Consider the following 22,513-nt stretch of genomic DNA (forward strand, 5'->3'; position numbering starts at 1 on the left):
TCAACGTTTCGGGCAAGTAAGCATGGATGCCGCCCCTCGGGGCGGCTTTCCTTTTTGTAAATTACAATCTCACCGGCTTAATATGCCAAATCTCATCGGCGTATTCCTGAATCGTCCTGTCGGATGAGAAATACCCCATATTGGCGATATTGTGCATCGTGCGGATCGTCCACTCTTCCGGCTGGCGATACAGCTCATCTACCCTGTCCTGGCAATCCACATAGCTGCGGTAATCTGCCAGCACCTGATAGTGGTCACCAAAGTTGATCAGTGAATCCAGCAGGTCACGGTAGCGCGTTGGCTCACCCGGGCTAAAGGTACCCGTACCGATTTGCGTCAGCACCTGGTGCAACTCTTCATCTTTCTCGTAATACTCACGCGGCTTATAGCCTTCGCGCCGTAGCGTTTCGACCTCTTCCGCCGTATTACCAAAGATAAAGATATTATCTGCCCCCACATGCTCCAGCATTTCGACGTTTGCCCCATCCAGCGTGCCGATAGTCAGCGCGCCGTTCAGGCCAAACTTCATATTACTGGTGCCGGATGCTTCAGTTCCCGCCAGAGAGATCTGCTCGGAGAGATCCGCCGCAGGGATAATGATCTGCGCAAGGCTAACGCTGTAGTTCGGGATAAACACCACTTTCAGGCGATCTTTCACGTCCGGATCGTTGTTGATCACCGCCGCCACATCATTGATGAGGTGAATAATGTGTTTTGCCATGTAATACGCCGACGCCGCTTTACCGGCGAAGATATTCACGCGCGGCACCCAATCGGCTGTCGGATCGGCCTTAATGCGGTTGTAGCGCGTGATCACATGCAGCACGTTCATTAACTGACGTTTGTACTCGTGAATACGTTTGATCTGCACATCAAACAGCGCATTTGGGTTGACTACCACATTGAGCTGCTGGCCGATGTAACTTGCCAGACGCTTCTTGTTGGCAAGCTTCGCCTTGCGCACATCCTGGTGCACCGTTGGGTAATCAATATGCTGTTTCAGGTCGTTCAACTGGCTAAGATCGGTACGCCAGGTGCGGCCAATATTTTCATCCAACACTTCTGAAAGCGATGGGTTAGCCAAAGCCAGCCAGCGACGTGGTGTCACGCCGTTCGTTTTATTACAAAAACGCATCGGGAAGATGGCAGCAAAATCAGCAAATAACGACTGAACCATCAGGTTGGAGTGCAGTTCAGAAACGCCATTCACTTTGTGGCTGACTACCACTGCAAGCCACGCCATACGAACTTTACGGCCATTGGATTCATCAATAATCGAAGTGCGCCCCAGTAGAGCGGTATCGTTTGGATGCTGCTCCTGAAGAGTTTTCAGGAAGTAGTCGTTAATCTCGAAGATTATCTGCAAATGGCGCGGCAGAATTTTGCCCAGCATATCTACCGGCCAGGTTTCCAGCGCCTCGCTCATCAAGGTGTGGTTGGTGTACGAGAATGCCTGGCAGCAAACCTCAAAGGCATCTTCCCAGCTGAACTTATGCTCATCGATTAACAAACGCATCAGCTCAGGAATCGCTAATACCGGATGTGTGTCGTTGAGGTGGATGGCGATTTTATCCGCCAGATTGTCATAGGTTTTATGTAGCTGGAAATGGCGGCTAAGAATGTCCTGCACTGTTGATGAGACCAGGAAATACTCCTGGCGCAAACGCAGTTCACGGCCTGAATAGGTCGAGTCATCCGGGTAGAGCACGCGCGAGACGTTTTCTGAATGGTTTTTATCTTCGACCGCCGCGAAATAGTCGCCCTGGTTAAATTTACCCAGGTTAATTTCGCTACTGGCCTGCGCATTCCACAGACGCAGCGTGTTTGTTGCATCGGTATCGTAGCCAGGGATTATCTGGTCATACGCGACCGCAAGTATTTCTTCAGTTTCTACCCAGCGGAATTTTTTGGCTTCAAGCTGCACGCGTCCACCAAAGCGCACTTTGTAGCGTGTGTTGTGGCGCTTGAACTCCCACGGGTTACCGTACTCGAGCCAGTAGTCCGGGGACTCTTTCTGCCGGCCATCAACGATATTTTGTTTGAACATGCCATAGTCGTAGCGAATACCATAACCACGGCCTGGCAAACCGAGCGTTGCCAGTGAATCGAGGAAACAGGCGGCGAGACGACCGAGCCCGCCATTACCGAGGCCGGGGTCGTTCTCTTCGTCAATCAACTCTTCAAGATCCAGCCCCATCTCTTCCAGTGCGTTTTTGACATCCTCATAAATACCTAATGAAAGCAGCGCATTAGAGAGCGTACGGCCAATCAAAAACTCCATCGACAGATAGTAAACCTGGCGAACTTCCTGGGATAGCTGAGCACGGTTAGAACGCAGCCAGCGCTCTACCAACCTGTCACGAACCGCAAACAACGTGGCGTTTAGCCACTCATGTTTGTTCGCAATGGCAGGGTCTTTCCCAACCGTAAACATCAGTTTATAGGCGATTGAGTGCTTTAGAGCCTCAATACTGAGCGTCGGTGAAGCATAGGAAAAGGGTGCGTTCATATCAGTGATTCCTGGTGGATGGCTACAGCAAACGTTGGTACAGATCGCGGTAGGAATGCGCCGCTACCTGCCAGCTAAAATCCATGCCCATTGCCTGACGTTGAACAAATCGCCACAGCGAAGGGCGAGACCACAACACGAAGGCACGTCTAATCGCTCTTAACAGCGACCAGGCATTACTGTCTTCAAACACGAATCCACTGGCGATACCGTCAGCCAGGTTTTCCAGCGAACTGTCAGACACGGTATCTGCAAGCCCGCCTGTACGCCGCACCAATGGCAATGTGCCGTACTTAAGGCCATACAATTGCGTTAAGCCGCAAGGTTCAAAACGACTCGGCACCAGAATGACATCTGCCCCGCCTATAATGCGGTGCGAGAAAGCTTCGTGATAACCAATTTGAACACCCACCTGCCCGGGATGCTCTGCCGCCGCCGCAAGGAATCCTTCCTGCATCACCGAATCACCCGCGCCGAGTAACGCCAGTTGCCCACCTTGCTCGAGTAACCCCGGCAACGCTTCCAGCACCAAATCCAGGCCTTTCTGGCTGGTTAAACGGCTGACGACTGCAAACAGCGGCGCTTTATCGTTAACCTTCAGTCCCATCGCCACCTGCAGTTGGCGTTTGTTCTCAGCCTTTTCCTCCAGCGTGTCGCGGGTATAGCGAGCAGCCAGAAGCAAGTCATGAGCCGGGTCCCAAATTTTTTCGTCGACACCATTGAGAATGCCGGACAAACGCCCCTCACGGTGACGCTGGCGCAACAGTCCTTCCATGCCGTAGGCAAATTGCGGTTCGGTTATCTCGCGGGCATAAGTCGGGCTGACCGCCGTAATATGATCAGCATAGTAAAGGCCAGCTTTCAAGTACGAAATTTGACCATTGAACTCCAGACCGTTCATGTCATAGAACGACCAGGGCAGATCAATTTCATTCATATGATGGGCGTAAAACAGCCCCTGATACGCCAGGTTATGGACAGTAAATACCGATTTTGCCGGGCGACCACGCGCTTCCAGGTACGCAGGTACCAGGCCCGCATGCCAGTCATGCGCATGCACAATATCCGGGCGCCAGAAGGGGTCCAGACCACATGCCATCTCAGCGCCGACCCAACCCAACAATGCAAAACGGTGCACGTTGTCGGTGTAAGCGAACTGATTGGTGTCGTGATATGGGCTACCGGGACGATCGTATAAATGTGGGGCGTCAATCAGGTAAATTCCCACGCCGTTGAAGTGGCCATATAACAAAGTCATATGACCCGCGAAGGTGTCGCGATGTGCCACAACCTGCGCATCAACAATGCCACGACGAATGTCAGGGAAAGCAGGCAGCAAGACTCGCGTCTCAACACCGCCTGCAATTTGTGCCGCCGGTAACGCGCCAAGCACATCCGCAAGACCACCCGTTTTCAGCAGTGGAAACATTTCAGAACATACATGTAAGACCTGCATTATCGCTCCCATATGGAAAGTCGTAGCGTGAACAAACTGACGCCAAACGATAAAAATACAACGCGCGACCCTTGCCGCGCGAAGGTCAATCCAACTATCTGTGCCTGCTAATTCGGTAATTTCGCCAGCATCTCCCGCGTCACCAGCACAATACCTTCCTCGGAACGGTAGAAACGGCGTGCATCTTCTTCGGCGTTTTCCCCGACAACCATCCCTTCAGGAATGACGCAGGCGCGGTCGATAATGCAACGGCGTAAACGGCACGAACGCCCGACGATGACGTCTGGCAACAATACTGAGGAATCAATATTGCAAAACGAGTTAACGCGCACGCGGGGGAACAACACTGACTGAACCACCACGGAGCCCGAAATAATGCAGCCGCCAGACACCAGCGAGTTCAGCGTCATACCGTGGCTGCCGGAGCGGTCTTGCACAAATTTCGCCGGAGGCAACGGTTCCATGTGGGTGCGAATCGGCCAGTCGCGGTCGTACATATCCAGTTCCGGCGTCACCGAGGCTAGGTCGAGGTTGGCTTTCCAGTAAGCTTCCAGGGTACCAACATCGCGCCAGTACGGTTCGGCATCCGGGTCTGATTGCACACAAGAAAGCGGGAATGGGTGGGCAAACGCCGAACCTGATTTCATCACGTACGGGATGATATCTTTCCCGAAGTCGTGGCTTGAGTTTTCGTCTTTGTCGTCAGTTTCCAGCAATTCGTACAAGTAATCGGCATCGAAAACGTAGATACCCATGCTGGCGAGCGCTTTCGTGTCATCGCCCGGCATAGACGGCGGATTTGCCGGTTTCTCAACGAATTCGATAATTTTCTCTTCGCTATCAACCGCCATTACGCCAAATGCAGAAGCTTCATGGAGTGGAACAGGCATACATGCCACGGTACAACGCGCACCTTTCTCCACATGGTCTATCAACATGCGTGAGTAATCTTGCTTGTAGATATGATCACCCGCGAGGATAACCACGTACTCGGCTTTGTAGCGGCGGATAATATCGAGGTTTTGCGTAACGGCATCAGCCGTGCCGCGATACCAGTTTTCACCGTGTACACGTTGCTGTGCCGGGAGCAAATCGACAAACTCGTTCATCTCTTCGCTAAAAAATGACCAGCCACGTTGGATATGTTGAACCAACGTATGTGACTGATATTGCGTAATCACGCCGATACGGCGAATACCCGAGTTAATGCAATTGGACAGCGCAAAATCAATAATGCGGAACTTGCCACCAAAGTGGACAGCAGGCTTAGCGCGCGTTGAGGTTAAATCTTTCAATCGGGTACCGCGCCCACCAGCCAGAATCAGGGCTACAGATTTATTTGGCAGTTGTCTTGCCAACATCAGAGGATCGTTCTTATCAAGCCTAACCATGACTGACTCCTTTTTTATGATTTCTGGAAAACGCATACTCCGTGCGCGGGACCATGCCATACAGCCATTACCACCGGGTTGTCTTCGCCGGCAAACGGAGGAATAGCACGCCATTCCCCTTCGGGTAGAACGATGTCAGCCACTTCTTCGGTAGCGTTAATCGTAATAAGCCAACGATCTGAGAGTTGGATTTGTAACCGATGAACCCCGTTCTCCCACTCGTCAGCATTCAGAGGTTGAGCCTCTTTATTCCACCAGCGCACATTGCCATCGCCTTCCTCCCACCAGACATTCCGGGTTAATGCCGGAATCGTCTTGCGTAGATGAATCAATGCCGCGGTAAAAGTGGTTAAGCCATCGTTGCAGTGTTCCCAGTCAAGCCATGTCAGTTGGTTATCCTGGCAATAAGCATTGTTATTACCATGCTGACTGTGACCGTGTTCATCACCGGCCAAAAGCATCGGCGTACCCTGAGAAAGCAGTAACAATGTGAGCAAGGCGTGAACACTGTCGCGCCGCCGTTCTTTAATATAAAGCGAGGCTTCCAGCCCTTCGAAGCCATAGTTATTGCTGTAGTTATTGTTGGTGCCATCACGGTTGTCTTCACCGTTCGCTTCATTGTGTTTTTGGTTGAAGCTGACACAATCGCGCAAGGTAAAACCGTCGTGAGCCGTGATTAAATTGATGCTGGTCGAAGGGAGACGCTCCCCATGTCGATAGACATCACTTGAACCGGCAAAGCGGCAAGCGAATCCACCTAACGATAAATCTTGTCGCAGCCAGAAACGCCGCATGCCATCACGAAAATGATCGTTCCATTCCGCAAATAACGGCGGGTAGTTACCGACCTGATAACCCCCCGCGCCAATATCCCACGGCTCAGCAATCAGCTTTATCTGCGACAAAATCGGATCGTTTTTGATCGCCTCAAACAACGGTGCATCCTGACGGAACTCTGGCGTACGCCCCATGATCGATGCAAGATCGAAGCGGAACCCGTCAATATGACAGCTGTCGACCCAATAACGCAGGCAATCCACCACCTGTGCCACCACGCCTGGCGTACTCAAATTCAAGGTGTTACCGCAACCAGTCCAGTTCTGGTAATCACCATTGTCCATTAACCAATAATAGCTACGGTTATCGATTCCGCTCAGCGAGAGGGTTGGACCGTCACGATCAAGTTCCGCGCTGTGGTTAAGAACAATGTCGAGAATCACCTCAATGCCCGCTTCGTGCAGCGCTTTCACCGCACCACGCAGCTCGTTGGCGGCCGCCAGCGGATCATGATTCACTGCGTAATAACCTTCGACGGCGTAAAACGAACGCGGGTTATAGCCCCAATAGTTGCTTAACCCTAAGTGGGCGACGCGCGGCTCAGTGATAAAATGCGCGACAGGCATCAGTTCAAGCGCCGTGATCCCGAGGCGTTTGAAATAGTTAATCATCACTGGATGGCCGAGTGCGGCATAAGTACCACGCAGCTCTTCGGGTATTTCAGGGTGTAGAAGCGTCAACCCACGAACATGCGCTTCGTAAATAACGGTGTCACCCCAAGGGGTACGCGGGTGTTCGTCGCCTTCCCAGTCAAACTTATCGCGCACCACCATGCATTTCGCCATGTGTGGGCCGCTGTCTTCCAGATTCGGCTCGTCATAGCCACCGTGAAGATGCGGGTGGTTATCGACACCGCCAACAACCACTCGAGCGCAAGGGTCTAGCAGCAGTTTTGCCGGGTTAAAACGATGCCCGTTTTGCGGATCCCACGGGCCATGGACGCGATAGCCATATTTCAGGCCAGGCTTTGCATCGGGCAAATAACCATGCCAGATGTCGCCTGTACGCACCGGCAAGTCATAACGCCGCTCGTGGCCGTGTTCGTCAAAAACGCAGAGTTCGACTTTTTCTGCATGAGCCGAAAACAGCGTGAAATTGACGCCTTTGCCATCAAAAAACGAACCATACGGAGCCGGGTTCCCGGCAGTGAGTTGCGTCATTCAGCCTCCCGTACCAACCAGATAGTCGAAAGCGGAGGTAGTGTCAGACTCAGGGAGTGCTCGCGACCGTGGCTTGGAATAGCATCGCTCTGCACGGCACCGCTGTTTCCGGCATTACTGCCGTGATAATGCATTGAGTCTGTATTCAGCTCCTCGCGCCAGCGACCTGGCTGATTAATGCCAAAGCGATAGTTGTAGCGCGGCACCGGGGTGAAGTTACTGGCGACAATGATTTCATTGCCTTTTGAATCACGGCGCACAAAGATAAAGACGGAATTAATGTTGTCTTCAACCACCAGCCATTCAAAACCATAGCTGTCAAAATCCAGTTCATGCATCGCGGCGTGGTGGCGATATGTGTGGTTTAAATCGCGTACCAGGCGTTTCACGCCGTGGTGCCAGTTGTCGCCGCCTTCCAGCAAATGCCAGTCGAGACTACTGTCGTGGTTCCACTCTCGCCCTTGGGCAAATTCATTGCCCATAAACAGCAGTTTCTTGCCGGGGAAAGCCCACATCCAACCGTAGTAAGCACGCAGGTTGGCAAATTTCTGCCAGGCATCACCCGGCATACGGTCGAGAATGGATTTTTTGCCATGTACCACTTCATCGTGCGACAAAGGCAGTACGAAGTTTTCGGTGCTGTTGTACAACATGCCAAAAGTCATCTTGTCGTGATGATACTGGCGATGCACCGGGTCGAGTTTCATGTAATCGAGCGTGTCGTGCATCCAGCCGAGGTTCCATTTAAACCAGAAACCTAACCCCCCCATGGAAGGTGGCCGCGACACGCCAGTAAAATCGGTAGACTCTTCAGCCATGGTCACCGCACCCGGCGTTTGCTCGCCAATAATACGGTTGGTATTGCGCAGGAATTCAATCGCTTCGAGGTTTTCACGCCCGCCTTTATCGTTCGGGATCCACTCGCCAGGCTGGCGGCTGTAATCGCGGTAAATCATCGATGCCACCGCATCAACGCGTAAGCCATCAATACCGAAGCGTTCAATCCAGTACAGTGCGTTGCCCACCAGATAGTTGCTGACTTCACGCCGCCCATAGTTGTAAATCAGCGTGTTCCAGTCCTGGTGATATCCTTCGCGCGGATCGCCGTGTTCATACAGCGAGGTGCCGTCGAACTTCGCAAGCCCAGCATCGTCAGTCGGGAAATGCCCTGGAACCCAGTCCAGCAAAACGTTTAAGCCCGCAGCATGCGCGGCATTAATAAAGTAGCGGAAGTCTTCACGCGTACCGAAGCGGCGTGTTGGCGCGTATAAACCTTGTGGCTGATACCCCCAACTGCCATCGAACGGGTGCTCGTTAATCGGCAACAGTTCGAGGTGAGTAAAGCCCATCTCTTTGACGTACGGCACCAGTTGATCTGCCAATTCGCGGTAACTGAGCCAGAAATTATTGTCGGCATGGCGACGCCACGAACCAAGATGTACTTCATAAATTGAAATTGGCTGATCAAAGCCATTCGCATGCTGGCGCGCAGGGCTAAGGGTAGTTTTGTCAGGCAAGCCACAAATCAGCGACGCGGTTTCCGGGCGCATTTGCGACTCAAACGCATACGGGTCAGCCTTCAGGCGCAGATGCCCTTCGGTATCAATCAGTTCGAATTTGTAGAGTTGCCCAGGATGAGCGCCAGGAATAAAGAGTTCCCAGATACCGCTTTCACGGCGCAAACGCATCGGGTGGCGACGGCCATCCCAATAGTTAAATTGCCCAACAACTGAGACTCGGCGGGCATTAGGTGCCCAAACGGAGAAACGCGTTCCGGTCACGCCGTCCATGGTGTCGGCATGCGCGCCGAGCGTTTCATAGGGGCGTAAGTGCGTGCCTTCGGACAACAGCCAGCTATCCATCTCCTGAATTAGCGGGCCAAAGCGATAGGGATCATCAATAAGATTTTCATGGCCATGCCAGACAACAGCAAGTTGATAACGGAAAAGATTTTTACGTCGCGGGATAACCCCGCAAAAGAAACCACGTGAATCAATACATTCTAACTTGCCGACCTTCCCACCGGTCTTCGGGTCGATAATCCACACTTCTGTCGCGTTCGGTAACAGGGCACGAACTTCCAGCCCGGCTTCAGTTTTATGCATTCCCAGCAGAGAAAAAGGATCAGCAAAATGACCCGCAATTAGCGCATTTATCACGTCTTTTTCTGGATGAACAGACATGGTTTCGTCCTGTTTTTTGTCATTCATTGACCCTAACGGACGGCAATAACATTGTTTTCCTGCAAGCCGTTCCGCCCAACTAATCTTCATGGCGGTTTATCGCCCTGAATAAAGCATAGCCAACGCTCTGTTTTGCTCCCGAAAATTAATCAACTAAAGTCATATGCTTCATGTATACCCAAATAATTCGAGTTATGGGAAGGCGTTAAACTCAGGAGTCCCAGGAGCTTACTTAAGTAAGTGACTGGGGTGACGGAGTGCAACCAACACACCCATAACTTGAAGTATGAAGGGTATATGACGTGATAAAAAAAGGGGCTGCAATGCCCCTTTAGTGAGTAAGTGTAATTATGCGAGCAAGCGCAACATTCTACGTAACGGTTCGGCAGCGCCCCACAGCAACTGGTCGCCAACAGTGAAGGCAGACAAGTACTCAGGACCCATATTCAGTTTACGCAAACGTCCGACTGGAGTAGTGAGCGTGCCAGTTACCGCAGCAGGCGTCAGCTCACGCATAGTGATATCACGGTCGTTTGGCACGACTTTGACCCAATCGTTATGCCCAGCCAGCATCGCTTCGATGGTTGGCAGCGAGACATCTTTTTTCAGTTTGAGGGTGAATGCCTGGCTGTGGCAGCGCAGCGCGCCAACACGGACACAAAGGCCATCAACCGGAATGATAGTGCCGGTATTAAGGATTTTGTTGGTCTCAGCCTGGCCTTTCCACTCTTCGCGGGTCTGACCATTATCAAGCTGCTTGTCGATCCATGGGATCAGGCTGCCAGCCAATGGCACACCGAAGTTATCCGTTGGCAGACTGCCGCTACGAGCCAGATCAGTCACTTTACGTTCGATGTTCAAAATGGCAGATGCAGGATCAGCAAGCTCGCTGGCAACGTGGCTATGCAACTGGCCCATCTGGGTCAACAGTTCACGCATATGGCGCGCGCCACCGCCGGATGCCGCCTGGTAAGTCGCAACAGAAACCCAGTCAACCAGGTCGTTTGCAAACAGGCCGCCAAGGGACATCAGCATCAGGCTAACGGTGCAGTTACCGCCAACAAAGGTTTTCACGCCATTATTCAGACCTTCCTGAATAACGTGCTGGTTAACCGGGTCGAGGATGATAATCGCGTCATCTTTCATACGCAGTGAAGATGCAGCATCAATCCAGTAACCTTGCCAGCCGCTTTCACGAAGCTTTGGATAGATTTCGTTGGTATAATCGCCGCCCTGGCAGGTAATGATAATGTCCAGTGCCTTCAGCGCTTCCAGGTCGTAGGCATCTTGCAGTGTGCCGTTGTTCTGGCCTGCAAAAGATGGGGCCGGGAGGCCTAACTGAGAAGTGGAGAAGAAAACTGGGCGAATGGCGTCAAAATTGCGTTCTTCAACCATGCGTTGCATGAGAACGGAACCGACCATACCGCGCCAACCGATAAAACCAACATTTTTCATAGCGACTAATCCTGCAGAGGTATTTGCGTTGAGTGCATTCAAGGGAATATGTCCCACATTACAAAATGCTACCAAAGTCGCAAGTGAAATTAATCAATGATCTGCAAGCTATTAGAAATACAACTTATTAGAGACAACTATTCATGACCGAAATCATTTCTGCGGCAGTATTGTTAATCCTGATTATGGACCCGTTGGGGAACCTGCCGATTTTTATGTCAGTGCTCAAGCATACTGAGCCGAAGCGCCGCCGGGCCATCATGATCCGCGAGCTGCTTATTGCACTGATCATCATGTTGATCTTCCTGTTTGCCGGGGAAAAAATCCTTGCGTTTCTTAACCTGCGTGCGGAAAGCGTGTCGATTTCTGGCGGGATTATCCTGTTCCTGATTGCCATCCGAATGATCTTCCCAAGCCATGAAGGCAACGCCTCTGGCCTGCCTGCTGGCGAAGAGCCATTTATCGTGCCGCTGGCTATTCCGCTGGTTGCCGGGCCAACGTTACTGGCAACATTAATGCTGTTATCACACCAGTATCCAAACCAGATGGGGCACCTGGTTGCTGCGTTGATGCTGGCCTGGGGCGGCACCGTGGTAATTTTGCTGCAATCATCGCTGTTCTTACGCTTACTCGGGGAAAAAGGCGTTAACGCGCTGGAGCGCCTGATGGGCCTGGTATTGGTCATGCTGGCAACTCAAATGTTCCTCGATGGGCTTAGAATTTGGATGAAGGGATAAGGCGTAGACATTCCGCTAACTCCCTTTCAGTATCAGCACAAACAAGAAAGCCGCCTTCATAAAAGGCGGCTTTCTATTATCGTAACGTCCTGCGTATCACTTCTCTGAAATCACGGGCTTGCAAAGCACAGGAGAATGAAGCTGGCGACGGCTCATCAGCGTCACCCCCGCCAATACCAGCATAACCAACGCTTCGACCAGCAAGAATCCCATCATCGCCTCCACATAGTCACCATTGCTCAGCACACGGAAATGCAGGAACAACGCACCGAGGATTGCCGGGCCAAGTCCAAGCGTTGATTGTTGCAGCGTACTTAAAATCGCACTCCCCGCGCCGGCATCATTAGGGGCGATGTCACGCATCCCGAGGCGATAAAAACTGTTAACGATCAGCGCCTGCCCGTAGCCAATCAACAATGTTGCAGGGGCGACAGCTAACGCGCCAGCACTGTGACCAAAGTGTTGTAACGTAGCAATGAGCGCCAATAGCCCAGCCACCTGCACCACAATGCCAGCCAGCAAAATCGTGCTCATGGAATGGCGTGCAATCAGTTTTGGGGCATAACAAGCTGAAATAAAATAGGCTACTCCAAGGGCAATAAAGCTGTTACCCGACTGCCACGGAGCCATTCCCAGCCCAGCCTGTAGCGTTAAAGCCATGCAAAACATAAAGCCCGACCAGCAGGTATAGAACATAACGGCTATCAAAATGCCAAAACGAATGCTGGTGAGTTTAAGCAATCGCGGTGGAAGCAAAGGCTGTAGGCCACGTTGTTGCTGGCTTAATGCTCCGGAACGCATCCACCAACCAAGTGGAATAATCGCTATCAACGCAGCTTGCATCTGCCATGGCCAGTGTAGTTCTGGGCCAAGTGCCATAGGAAAGAGCAGGCAGCAGAGTATTAACGCCAGGCAAAAAGTCCCCTGCCAATCGATACGCGAAACGCTTTCACTACGGGTTTCCGGCAAATAACGCTTTCCTACCATCAATACAAAGATGCAAATCGGGACATTAATAAAAAAGGCGTTACGCCAGCCAAGCCCGGCGATATCTGCTGATACCAGCCATCCCCCACCCATTTGCCCAATAATAAAAGCAATACCTCCGATGCCTCCATAAAGGCTAATGGCTTTGGTATGAGCGGTGCCTTTTAACGTGACGTGAAGTGTTGCCAAAATCTGCGGCACAATTAATGCGGCCCCCATGCCCTGCAACGTGCGTGCAGCGAGCAGCGTTCCAACAGAGCCGGCAATGCCACACAGCAAAGAGGCAATACCAAACAACGCTACACCCCACATCAGAACACGCCTGCGGCCCAGGTTATCTCCAAGCTTGCTGCCGACAGCCAGACAAACGGCGAAGGCCACCCCATAGAGCGCCACAATAAGTTCCAACTCTGTATGGCTGGTACCCAATGACTGGGTGATCGAGTCCAGGGCCACGTTGGTAATCGACGTATCAATAAGCGGCAACATCTGGCTTGTCAGAAGCAAAATCAAACCTGCTCGTCCAAGGGAAAAAGGGGGAATTCTCATCATGTGCTCCATTGCACGGTTCAGGATACCGGCGTAGCATCCCCCAATGTTTAAACGGGTACCAGTTCTTGCTTATACTGGTATTGGCACTACCCTTCTGGAGTTTTCCGTGACAACCATCACAAAACTTGACCAGCGCACTACCACCCTGGAAGACAATCGAAAAATGTTGGCGGCTTTTTTACGCACCCGGCGTGAAAGTCTTGACCCTCAACGTCTCGGTTTACCCCGCAGTGGCCGCCGCCGCACGCCAGGGCTGCGCCGTGAAGAAGTCGCGCTGTTGGCAGACGTTGGTGTGACCTGGTACACCTGGCTTGAGCAAGGACGGGATGTGAACCCCTCCGTCAGCGTGATGACGGCTATCACTAGCGCGTTGCAATGCTCTCCCGTTGAGACACGTCATTTATTTATTCTCGCGGGCTTATCACCGGCAGAGATTCCCGCCGCTGCGCTGTGTGAAAATCTCAGCCCCGCATCTCGCCGCTTACTTGATGCACTGATGCCAAATCCGGCCAGCATGCAAAAGCCCAACTTCGATCTTATTGGTTACAACCGCAATTTTTGTCTGCTAATGGGAGTGGATCTGGATGCCGTTCCGGTTGATGAACGCAACTGCATTTACCAGTATCTGACTAACGATAACTGGAGCCGCCGCCTTGGTGACAAAGAGTACATTTTGCCGTTATTTGTCGGCTACTTCCGGGCTGGGATGGCAGAACACCGAGGCGAGCCACGCTGGGAGGCATTACTGGAGTGCTTTTTCTCTGTCTCGGCAGAATTTAAAGCCCTGTGGCAGCAGCGTTATGAAGTACGCGCGATTGAAAACCATCGGAAGCAATTTATTCACCCACAAATCGGCACCATCCAGATGCAGCAAACGAACTGGTATTCAGCCCCGCGTGATGGCGCGCGCCTACTGGTGTATTTACCGGTGGATGAAGAAGGGGAACGGCAGTTGGAACAGCTATCGAGATTCTGCTGAATATTCCTGCTTCAAACTATTTTTATGATCGCGAAAACCGGCTTTTTAAGGTTGTGAGAAATAAAGGGCGGGTAGGTCATTCAAAGAGGCTAAGAAGTGCTAAACGCGTGGTAAGTGAACGATTTAATTGATCGTGCTAATAGTATTGAAGGATTCATTGGGGAAAGGGGAAAGCATTGTTTGGTACAAGCGAAAAACCAGGTATACTGCGCACCGCCTCCATGTAGCAATCGAGGCTAGGAAGATCGTCGTCTCCGGTGAGGCGGCTGGACTTCAAATCCAGTTGGTGCCGCCAGCGGTGCCGGGCAGGTTCAACTCCTGTGATCTTCCGCCATTTCATATCATTTAACTGATGCATCCTATGGACACAATAATGTGTGGGAGAGCTATAGTCGCTGATATAAACATGGGTTATATTAACAAGCATTCATTTCTAAAAAAGACTCTTTGATAAATGAAAGATCAATTAACTGAAATATTAAAATCTCGACCTGCAGGACCTTTTCTATTTATAGGCTCAGGATTATCAAGAAGATATATTGGGTTAGAGGATTGGCAAGGGTTATTAAGTAAGTTTTGTGTAACGGGCAAACCATTTGAATATTATCTAGCTTCCGCAAATGGTGATTACCCACAAGTTGCATCTCTTTTGGCTACCGAATTCAATGAGTACTGGTGGGGGGCAGATGAATATAAAAACAGCGTAGCAAGCAATAAATCTAAAATCACAGACTCGACCTCTGCCCTGCGAATTGAAATTTGCAAATATTTATCTACGCTTGACCCAGCAAAAGCGAAACAATCTGATTATATAGATGAAATCAATTTACTGGCGGAACTAAATGTCGATGGGATAATCACGACTAATTGGGATATGTTTCTTGAACAACTCTTTCCTGATTATAAAATTTACATAGGGCAAGAGGAATTATTGTTTTCTAACCCTCAACAAATTGGTGAGATTTATAAAATACATGGTTGTTCTACGATACCAAGCTCTTTAGTTTTAACAAACAATGATTATAAAGAGTTTAATGAACGCAATGCATACCTTGCATCAAAACTCATCACGATCTTCGTAGAGCACCCGATTATTTTTATTGGTTATTCTATATCAGACCCTAATATATCCAGCCTTCTTTGTGCAATATCCAATTGTATTGGTAAGAATAACATTGAACAACTAAGAAAAAATTTGATATTTGTCGAACGTCCAAGAGAAAATGAACCAGAAGGTATTTCAGATACATACATTACGATAAATGGCATTCAAATTCCTTTGATTTTAGTCAGAACAAATGACTTTAAACCAATTTATCAAGCGCTGGGAGCCACAAAGCGAAAAATACCCGCACGTGTTCTCCGATACTGTAAAGAGCAAATGTATGAATTAGTAAAATCTTCCGAACCTGAAAAAAAACTTTGTGTAGTAAATTTAGATGATATTGATAGAAAGGAAGACATTGAGTTCTTAGTTGGTGTTGGTGTTGCCAGCGATGGTAATGCGGGAATTGCCGACATTGGTTATGCACCAATCGAACTACATAACTTAATCAATGATATACTGCATGATAACTGTGATTATAATGCACAAGCCATTATTGATAATGTTATTAGAGTTGTCGGAAGAAGAACTAAGAACATACCTATATTCAAATATTTACGAGCCATTGGGATTACATCGCTAAATGATTACAACGAAAGCGGATTGGAATTAGATAAATGGGTAAAGCGAGACATTAAAGATTTTCGTGTTAATTCTTACTCAAAACCATTTTTTAGAAATTACCGACATAAGAACATGCAGGAAATAATAAATTCCTGCACAGCAGAAAATGCTGCAAGCTTTATTCCATTTTTACCAGCAGATAAAATAAATCTTGAGGTATTAAAAGAATTTTTAATTATCCATGAAGCAAAAATGGATTATAATATATCTTCATATGCAAGTGGTTTTAGGAAGCTAGCCGTACTTTTTGATAAACTAAAGCACGGTTTTTGATTTCAAATAGAAAGGCAGAACTTCCTGTCTTTCTAGTATTAATTTTCATCGTCAATTATTCCCTAACCTCTCTAACTCTTTCCTACCCAACGTCTTCAACCAATTCCCCAAACTCATACCTGCATCTTTCGCTGCAACTTCAAACTGAGCTTTCAGCTCTGGTGAGATCCTGATCTGAAAAGCAGGATTTTTACCGGAAGCGGACTGTTTAGTATCATATTTGACCGTTGACATGTATGTACCCTTAGGAATAGTGTGGTCGTTAAGGTACACACCCTATCATAGGGTTACCTGAAAAAAAACGCCCCCGAAAGGTATTACGAGTACCAGTCGGGGGCTCACCACTAACGTTAAGGACATAACGCAATGGCTAACACGAATACTATCACAACCAATCCCCTTGAAACCGCATACACACAGCCAGTTACTGAATCCGCAATCACAGCGCTATTAAAAACCCCGCTCGGTGCCACGCACGATCTCTTCCAGGTGCTCGACGCCTGCCAGCATTATGTTGATGCGATTATTGAAAACGACGACAACACCGAACGCATGGCATTGTGTGGGCGTTTGCTTGCCGCACTTGAAGTATTGAAAGTTACGCTAAAAGCACCGTTACCCGTGCATTTAATCGAGCGCCTGACGGTGGATGTGGCAGAACCCGATAATTATCGCGGCCCGCTTTCAACCGATTCCGAGACTCTGCGCGAGTACTGTTCCGCTCTCACCATCTTGTTGCTGCAACGCCAGCAGTTGCCTGAGCAGGAAGAACAGATCACCGGTTTATTGTTCGAGTTGATTAACCTTCTGGTCGAGGATTTGAAAACGCCGCGTTTTGTTCGCACCGATGGTGGGCTGGCAATGATCAGTGGCGAGGCGGTGCCGGGAATTCACTAGGTTTTGCAGGGCGGTTAAGTACAGCGTCACTCGCCAAAAACGGTGGATGACGCTTATCCACCCAACGAATACTGGTCCGGGAATCAAACCATGAATAACATTATTAAAATTGACGGCCACACCGCCATTGTTAGCTTCAACCCAGACATTGAAATGTTTCGCGGCGAGTTCGTTGGCTTAAACGGCGGTGCAGATTTTTACGCCTATAGTGTGCAGGAACTGAAAACAGAGGGAGCCGAATCTCTGAAATTCTTTCTTGATACATGTCGTGCAAAAAACATTGAGCCTTATAAATCATACAGCGGGAAGATTTCTGCTCGTCTAACGCCTGAAGACCATGCTGCTCTTGAACGTATCGCGCTGGCATGCGGCGAGAGTATTAATCAGTTACTCAATCAGGGCGCAAAATTAATCATTAAGCAACATGATGCGTGATTAGCGGTGCCAGGAATTAATCAGGTTTTATAGGGCGGATTAGCTCGCGACATCCGCCATTTTTTTAAAGCAACGCCTTCATCCACACGCCCCCTGCACGCTCTTCTTTGTCACCCCAGCATGTGAGATACTGCGCCAATATTATTTCCGCCACATAAGCAAAAGAATCAGTCCGTTAGACTTACCTGGCGTAAACTAAATAAAACAAGGGGTTACGTGATGCGTAGCCCTTTTTTAATGCCTGATAAAGCAGGCAGCAATTTAAGAGGTTTTTATGAATTGGGATGTGTTGAAGTGGTTGATTGGCATCTACTTTGGCTGTTTTTTTGGTCTTCTCAAAGTCGCCTACTCAGACCCGAAATTTTATCTGGAATACATAGATAAAAAGCTCACCTGGTTCTGTTACACCTGCATGATTGCCTTCAGCGCTTTCTGGTACGGGTTATATGCCTGTAAGAGCTACACCATTGATAACATCGACCTGATATCAGAACAGCTAGCCCATTTAGACAAAGAATATAACTACGTTACTTCTTACCTTCTTGTCCTAATTATTGCGTCCTGTTTGTCTTTTGCTGCCAGCATTTTGTATATCGACGTCGCGCGTAGAAAACAAGCTCATTTGAGCTCTTAAAAAGCGCTAACACCTTGAACAGGTAAAAAAACCGTATGGAAAAACCATGCGGTTTTTTTGTTTTGTAGCAAAGCAGCGCCATAGCTCCAAAAACCCTTCGTCATACACCTTAACAATCTGTCTTGAGCGCAACAGGTAGAATCCCCTTCTTATTTAAAAGGGATATTTCAGCATGAAAAAATTTATGGCAGTGCTGCTGTTAAGCGGTGTGGCGCTTTCGGTCACGGCGTGTTCGAGCGATTACGTTATGTCGACCAAAACAGGCGATATGATTGTGACGCAGGGGAAACCGCAAGTGGATTCAGATACTGGCCTGATTAGTTACACCGACCAGCAAGGTAACGAGCACCAGATTAATGACGACCAAATCGTGCAAATGATTAAGAAGGACTGATTTTGCCATTTATACCAGCCAGTACATGCTGGCTGGTATTTTCATCCCCCATTATTTCCCTTTCCTGGCAGACAAACTCCGAAAGCAAACGTTCTGGAATGCGGCTCGTAAAAACGAAAACTCGCCAAATCAATGTCTTAATAACCCCTATTGATCTGTGTATTATTTACGCACAAGAAAGGTGAAAAATTAAACAGGGATGATATATTGAGGTGATATATGGCTACGATTTTTGGAGAGATGATGGGACGAATTCTTCTGGATCTGTCTGATGAGGCAATCAGCCGCCTTGATAGCCTTAAACAGAAACGCAATTTACCGCGAGCAGAGCTTTTACGGGAAGCAGTCGAGGAGTATCTGGAAAGGCAGGCTCAAACCAGTATCAAAGAAGCATTTGGTCTTTGGGGCGAAGATGCACCTGATGGTTTGGAATATGAACGCAAACTTCGCGAGAAATGGTGAAGATGATGCAATCTGCTGTTTTTGATACCAATATTTTAATCGATTATCTGAAAGGGATTCCACAAGCGCGTGCAACCATTGAAAGCTACGGTAATTCCCCGTCAATTAGCATTGTGACCTGGATGGAAATCATGGCGGGGGCAAAACACCACGATCAGGAGCAGCAGACCAGGCACTTCCTGAGTGGATTTGAAATTTTGCCGGTCAATCAGGCGGTGGCAGAACACTCCGTAGCGCTACGTCAGCAATATGGAATGAAACTACCTGATGCAATTATTTTGGCCAGTACTCAGATCAGTGCCAGAAAACTCATCACTCGAAATTCAAAAGACTTTAAGGATCTGCCAGGTGTTATTTTGCCTTATTCCCTGGGATAAATACCCCTTGCTTCGCAAAAGCACACGTTGCCGATAACGCCCTTTTATTCCAGCCCGCAAAAAAATTTCATTTTTCTGACAATATTTCTGCTTCTCATTCGTCTACCTCATCAGAAGCAATAATTAACTAATCTGATGAGGAGTAAAAATAATGAGAGATTTTGATATGCGTGGACCAGGCCGGGAGCGCGGCCACGGATTCGGTGGTCACCCGATGGCTAAACCTTTGCTGATGGGCATTGTGTTTATTGCAGCATTGAGTCTGCTGGTGATGTCTTTGTGGAATGCACTGCTGCCTGCGATTATCGGCGTGAAAAGCATTGGTTTCTGGCAGGCACTTGGCTTGCTGGTGCTGTGCCGTATTCTGTTCGGCGGTCTTGGGCTGCGTTCTGGGATGTTCGGTATGGGCCGGGAGCGCCGTCGTATGCATGAACGCTGGATGCAAATGACACCAGAGCAGCGCGAACAGTTTGTTCAGCAGCGCCGCGGTGGATTCTGGCGTCATGGTCGCGGGCATTGCCATCATCGCGATGAGCATCATGGTGATAGCCATGAGCGGCACGGTGAGAATGAGCATTGCCGTCAGAAACCGGAAGATAACGCCCAGAAACCGACGCAGGCTGAGTGACCGTAATGAAAGCCGGGACAGCAGGACATTCTCGAGTCATGTTGGCGCTCAATGCGTGTCGCTCGAAGCTGAAAGCTTTTATCGTTGGCCGCACGCCGGTACGTGATGACGCAGACGATATCCTGCAAGAAGTGACATGGCAGTTGATGAAAGTGGAGCAACCGGTGGAGAACGTCGCCGCCTGGTTGTTTCGCGCCGCACGTAATGAAATGACCGACAGGGCACGTAAAAAGCGCGAGCTTCCGCTTTCTGACTATTATTCTGACGACGATGAGGGTTTTCTTCCGGAGGACGAACTGGCGGAAACGTTGTTTGGTGTGCCGCAGTCACCGGAAGACGAATATCTGAGCCAACTGCTCTGGGATGAGCTGGAAGATGCGATGTCGGAGCTTCCTGTGGCGCAGCGTGAGGCGTTCGAAAAAACCGAACTCCACGGCTACAGCTTTAAGGAGTTAGCGGAAGAAACCGGCATTAGCGTCCAGGCCCTGCTATCCCGCAAGCACAAGGCCGTGCTTTATCTACGAACCCGTCTTCGCAATCTTTATGATGAGCTAACTGAAGGCTGAGTTGGGAGAATCTGCGTTCTCTGAACAATAGCCCCGGCCAGCATAACTGACCGGAGTGGTGCGAGAACTTGATTGAGCTGTTGAGCTTATTGACCGACCCGCCACGCAACATCACGCATGGCGTCGCGCGCTGCCTGGCTGATACCACCAAGCTGGAAAAAGCCATGGATGACGCCGAGATAGCGTTGGCAGGTGGACTCAACGCCCTGGTCCATCAGGCACTCATGCAGCACCTCGCCTTCATTGCGAAGAGGGTCGTATTCAGCGGTGATGATATGCACCGGTGGCAGGCCTGCAAAATCTTCGCGAAATAATGGGCTGGCTTCATCATCCATTGCGTCCAGATCGGGCATATAGGCTTCGTAGCCGGAAAGCAGCGTGTCGCGGGTGATGATGTAGTCGTAGCCATTTTCCTGATAGCTGACAGATTCCGCCGTCGCGTCCAGCATCGGGTAAATCAGCATCAGCCGCGCAGGCAACCAGTTTCCCGCACTTTTCAGGCGCAGGGCAGTCACCAGGGCAATGTGCCCACCAGCGCTGTCGCCAGCGAGCGTGATTCGTTCACGATCCACTTCCAGCTGATCAGCCGCTTGCCAGATAGTGTCCGCCGCACGCTCCGCATCATCATGCGCTGCCGGATAAGTGTGCTCTGGTGCCACGCGATACTGAACGGCAACCACCCGGCAGCCACTGTGATAGCAAAGCTGGCGTAACTGATTGTCATGAGTTTCAAACCCACCGCTAACAAAGCAACCGCCGTGGTAGTAGATCACGGCAGGAAGCGATCCGGTCGCATTAAGCGGGGAAAATATGCGTAACGTGCATCCATTCAGACAGATGTCTTTCACGTCGACTCGAGTTTCAGTTTCACCCGCTAAAACAGTGCTGGCGATATACCCGGCTCGGCGTTCGGCAAAGGTTTGTTGGCGTGAAGAAGGACGGCCTGAGTCGATGAACTCATCAACCAGCCCGGCGATTGCGGGTTCGAGGGACATAGAGGAATTCCTTTTATGCTGTATGGATGAACAGTTATATCGTATTTATGGGATCGCGTGAACCGAGTTTTTTTACTATTTCAGCATTCTGGAAGGCGCCTCGAACAAATGAAAACCACCAGAAAAATGCAGATAACAGTACGCTTTTTGCGGTTTATATTACCCGACAAGCTCATTCACAAAACAACATTAGATACCGTAAATAATGTAGATGGTTAAACATTGTGCGATTCACCCATCGTGTTAAAATGAGTTTAAACATTGTTTAATTTGGTAATCGTTGTGAAAACGCTGATTCGTAAATGGGGTAATTCCGCAGGGGCCATTATTCCTGCTGCTGTTCTGGAGAAAGCTGGGATGAGAATAGGTGACAAAGTGGATATTGAAGCCGTTGAAGGAGGAATTATGTTGCGAGTCGCAAAGCCGATATACACGCTAAGTGAGTTACTGGCCCAATCACCTGAAGGAAGTTTCGAGCTTGATGATGAAGACCGTGAGTGGCTGAATTCTCCTCCTGTTGGCAAGGAGATCGATTAGGTGAGTCTTTATATGCCTGATAGAGGCGATTTAGTTTGGCTCGATTTTGATCCTGCCGCAGGTCACGAACAAGCCAAAACTCGGCCTGCGCTAGTATTGTCACCAGTCGAATTTAGCCGCAAGGCTGGCATGGCGATTGTGGCACCAATAACATCTCGTGTTCGTGGCAATGCGTTTGAAGTACATCTGACAGAAACTCACACGCAGGGAGTTATCATTTGCCATCATGTGAAATCGATTGATTTCCGGGCCAGACAAATGCGTTTCATTGAAAAAGCACCGGATGAAGTGGCAGAAGAAGCGCTGTCCAGAGTGAAGGTATTATTTGAATAGTTCAGCG

Annotated in this window: 22 protein-coding genes and 1 tRNA gene; 14 read left to right on the plus strand and 9 right to left on the minus strand. The window is 49.6% G+C overall.

Features of this window, described 5'->3' with window-relative positions; all coding sequences use genetic code 11:
* Window positions 1-61: 61 nt before the first annotated feature.
* From glgP to asd, 6 genes are all read right to left on the minus strand, one after another.
* Complete coding sequence (gene glgP / locus LVQ79_RS02755; protein ID WP_232863810.1) at window positions 62-2,509, minus strand: glycogen phosphorylase; 2,448 nt, start codon at window positions 2,507-2,509, stop codon at window positions 62-64.
* A gap of 22 nt (window positions 2,510-2,531) precedes the next feature.
* Window positions 2,532-3,965: a glycogen synthase GlgA gene (gene glgA, locus LVQ79_RS02760; RefSeq protein ID WP_151993687.1), complete on the minus strand. Its 1,434-nt coding sequence runs from the start codon at window positions 3,963-3,965 to the stop codon at window positions 2,532-2,534.
* Between the two features lie 107 nt (window positions 3,966-4,072).
* Window positions 4,073-5,356, minus strand: a complete 1,284-nt coding sequence (glgC, locus tag LVQ79_RS02765) for a glucose-1-phosphate adenylyltransferase (protein ID WP_232863811.1) — start codon at window positions 5,354-5,356, stop codon at window positions 4,073-4,075.
* A 14-nt stretch (window positions 5,357-5,370) separates the two neighbouring features.
* Window positions 5,371-7,353: a glycogen debranching protein GlgX gene (glgX, locus tag LVQ79_RS02770; RefSeq protein WP_232863812.1), complete on the minus strand. Its 1,983-nt coding sequence runs from the start codon at window positions 7,351-7,353 to the stop codon at window positions 5,371-5,373.
* Window positions 7,350-9,536 (minus strand): 1,4-alpha-glucan branching enzyme, encoded by a 2,187-nt coding sequence (glgB, locus tag LVQ79_RS02775; RefSeq protein WP_151993690.1) that lies wholly within the window; start codon window positions 9,534-9,536, stop codon window positions 7,350-7,352. Before glgB ends, glgX begins: the two co-directional genes overlap by 4 nt.
* A gap of 348 nt (window positions 9,537-9,884) precedes the next feature.
* Window positions 9,885-10,991: an aspartate-semialdehyde dehydrogenase gene (gene asd / locus LVQ79_RS02780; protein WP_232863813.1), complete on the minus strand. Its 1,107-nt coding sequence runs from the start codon at window positions 10,989-10,991 to the stop codon at window positions 9,885-9,887.
* 143 nt (window positions 10,992-11,134) lie between these two features.
* On the opposite strand from asd, the gene LVQ79_RS02785 reads away from it, so the two are divergent.
* Entirely contained in the window at window positions 11,135-11,728 is a 594-nt protein-coding gene (locus tag LVQ79_RS02785) for a YhgN family NAAT transporter (protein WP_034460330.1), read from the plus strand.
* Between the two features lie 96 nt (window positions 11,729-11,824).
* Here the strand turns inward: LVQ79_RS02785 and LVQ79_RS02790 are convergent, their stop codons facing one another.
* Window positions 11,825-13,264, minus strand: a complete 1,440-nt coding sequence (locus tag LVQ79_RS02790) for an MFS transporter (RefSeq protein WP_151993691.1) — start codon at window positions 13,262-13,264, stop codon at window positions 11,825-11,827.
* Between the two features lie 166 nt (window positions 13,265-13,430).
* Between LVQ79_RS02790 and LVQ79_RS02795 the strand changes: the two genes are divergently transcribed.
* The 3 genes from LVQ79_RS02795 to LVQ79_RS02805 all read left to right on the plus strand — a co-directional run bounded on the left by LVQ79_RS02795 (window position 13,431) and on the right by LVQ79_RS02805 (window position 16,248).
* Entirely contained in the window at window positions 13,431-14,246 is an 816-nt protein-coding gene (locus LVQ79_RS02795) for a helix-turn-helix transcriptional regulator (RefSeq protein ID WP_232864021.1), read from the plus strand.
* Window positions 14,247-14,485: 239 nt separating this feature from the next.
* Window positions 14,486-14,580: transfer RNA gene (locus tag LVQ79_RS02800), tRNA-Sec, on the plus strand.
* Window positions 14,581-14,700: 120 nt separating this feature from the next.
* Window positions 14,701-16,248, plus strand: a complete 1,548-nt coding sequence (locus LVQ79_RS02805) for an SIR2 family protein (RefSeq protein WP_232863814.1) — start codon at window positions 14,701-14,703, stop codon at window positions 16,246-16,248.
* 51 nt (window positions 16,249-16,299) lie between these two features.
* Here LVQ79_RS02805 and LVQ79_RS02810 read toward each other — a convergent pair whose 3' ends face one another.
* Entirely contained in the window at window positions 16,300-16,482 is a 183-nt protein-coding gene (locus LVQ79_RS02810) for a toxin-antitoxin system HicB family antitoxin (RefSeq protein ID WP_232863815.1), read from the minus strand.
* 132 nt (window positions 16,483-16,614) lie between these two features.
* On the opposite strand from LVQ79_RS02810, the gene LVQ79_RS02815 reads away from it, so the two are divergent.
* From LVQ79_RS02815 to LVQ79_RS02850, 8 genes are all read left to right on the plus strand, one after another.
* Entirely contained in the window at window positions 16,615-17,145 is a 531-nt protein-coding gene (locus tag LVQ79_RS02815; protein ID WP_232863816.1) for a hypothetical protein, read from the plus strand.
* A gap of 90 nt (window positions 17,146-17,235) precedes the next feature.
* On the plus strand, window positions 17,236-17,580 hold the full coding sequence (locus tag LVQ79_RS02820; RefSeq protein ID WP_232863817.1) for a type II toxin-antitoxin system HicB family antitoxin: 345 nt from the start codon (window positions 17,236-17,238) through the stop codon (window positions 17,578-17,580).
* Window positions 17,581-17,854: 274 nt separating this feature from the next.
* Window positions 17,855-18,214 carry a hypothetical protein gene (locus LVQ79_RS02825; protein ID WP_151993697.1) on the plus strand — a complete coding sequence of 120 codons (360 nt, stop codon included), beginning with the start codon at window positions 17,855-17,857 and terminating at the stop codon, window positions 18,212-18,214.
* 172 nt (window positions 18,215-18,386) lie between these two features.
* Window positions 18,387-18,608: a YgdI/YgdR family lipoprotein gene (locus LVQ79_RS02830; protein ID WP_232863818.1), complete on the plus strand. Its 222-nt coding sequence runs from the start codon at window positions 18,387-18,389 to the stop codon at window positions 18,606-18,608.
* A 219-nt stretch (window positions 18,609-18,827) separates the two neighbouring features.
* Window positions 18,828-19,070, plus strand: a complete 243-nt coding sequence (locus tag LVQ79_RS02835) for a ribbon-helix-helix domain-containing protein (RefSeq protein ID WP_232863819.1) — start codon at window positions 18,828-18,830, stop codon at window positions 19,068-19,070.
* On the plus strand, window positions 19,064-19,447 hold the full coding sequence (locus LVQ79_RS02840; protein WP_232863820.1) for a type II toxin-antitoxin system VapC family toxin: 384 nt from the start codon (window positions 19,064-19,066) through the stop codon (window positions 19,445-19,447). The genes LVQ79_RS02835 and LVQ79_RS02840 overlap by 7 nt, the downstream gene beginning before the upstream one ends.
* A gap of 151 nt (window positions 19,448-19,598) precedes the next feature.
* Entirely contained in the window at window positions 19,599-20,075 is a 477-nt protein-coding gene (locus LVQ79_RS02845; protein ID WP_232863821.1) for a hypothetical protein, read from the plus strand.
* 5 nt (window positions 20,076-20,080) lie between these two features.
* Window positions 20,081-20,641: an RNA polymerase sigma factor gene (locus tag LVQ79_RS02850; protein ID WP_232864022.1), complete on the plus strand. Its 561-nt coding sequence runs from the start codon at window positions 20,081-20,083 to the stop codon at window positions 20,639-20,641.
* Window positions 20,642-20,727: 86 nt separating this feature from the next.
* On the opposite strand, the gene LVQ79_RS02855 is transcribed toward LVQ79_RS02850, so the two are convergent.
* Window positions 20,728-21,636 (minus strand): alpha/beta hydrolase, encoded by a 909-nt coding sequence (locus LVQ79_RS02855; RefSeq protein ID WP_232863822.1) that lies wholly within the window; start codon window positions 21,634-21,636, stop codon window positions 20,728-20,730.
* A gap of 282 nt (window positions 21,637-21,918) precedes the next feature.
* On the opposite strand from LVQ79_RS02855, the gene LVQ79_RS02860 reads away from it, so the two are divergent.
* Both LVQ79_RS02860 and LVQ79_RS02865 read left to right on the plus strand, forming a co-directional pair.
* On the plus strand, window positions 21,919-22,173 hold the full coding sequence (locus LVQ79_RS02860; RefSeq protein ID WP_083963253.1) for an AbrB/MazE/SpoVT family DNA-binding domain-containing protein: 255 nt from the start codon (window positions 21,919-21,921) through the stop codon (window positions 22,171-22,173).
* The gene (locus LVQ79_RS02865) at window positions 22,174-22,506 is read left to right on the plus strand and encodes a type II toxin-antitoxin system PemK/MazF family toxin (RefSeq protein ID WP_232863823.1); all 333 of its coding nucleotides are present in this window, start codon (window positions 22,174-22,176) and stop codon (window positions 22,504-22,506) included.
* Window positions 22,507-22,513: the final 7 nt, after the last annotated feature.

It is taken from the genome of Buttiauxella cochleicola (genome assembly GCF_021282405.1).
GTDB lineage: Bacteria > Pseudomonadota > Gammaproteobacteria > Enterobacterales > Enterobacteriaceae > Buttiauxella > Buttiauxella massiliensis.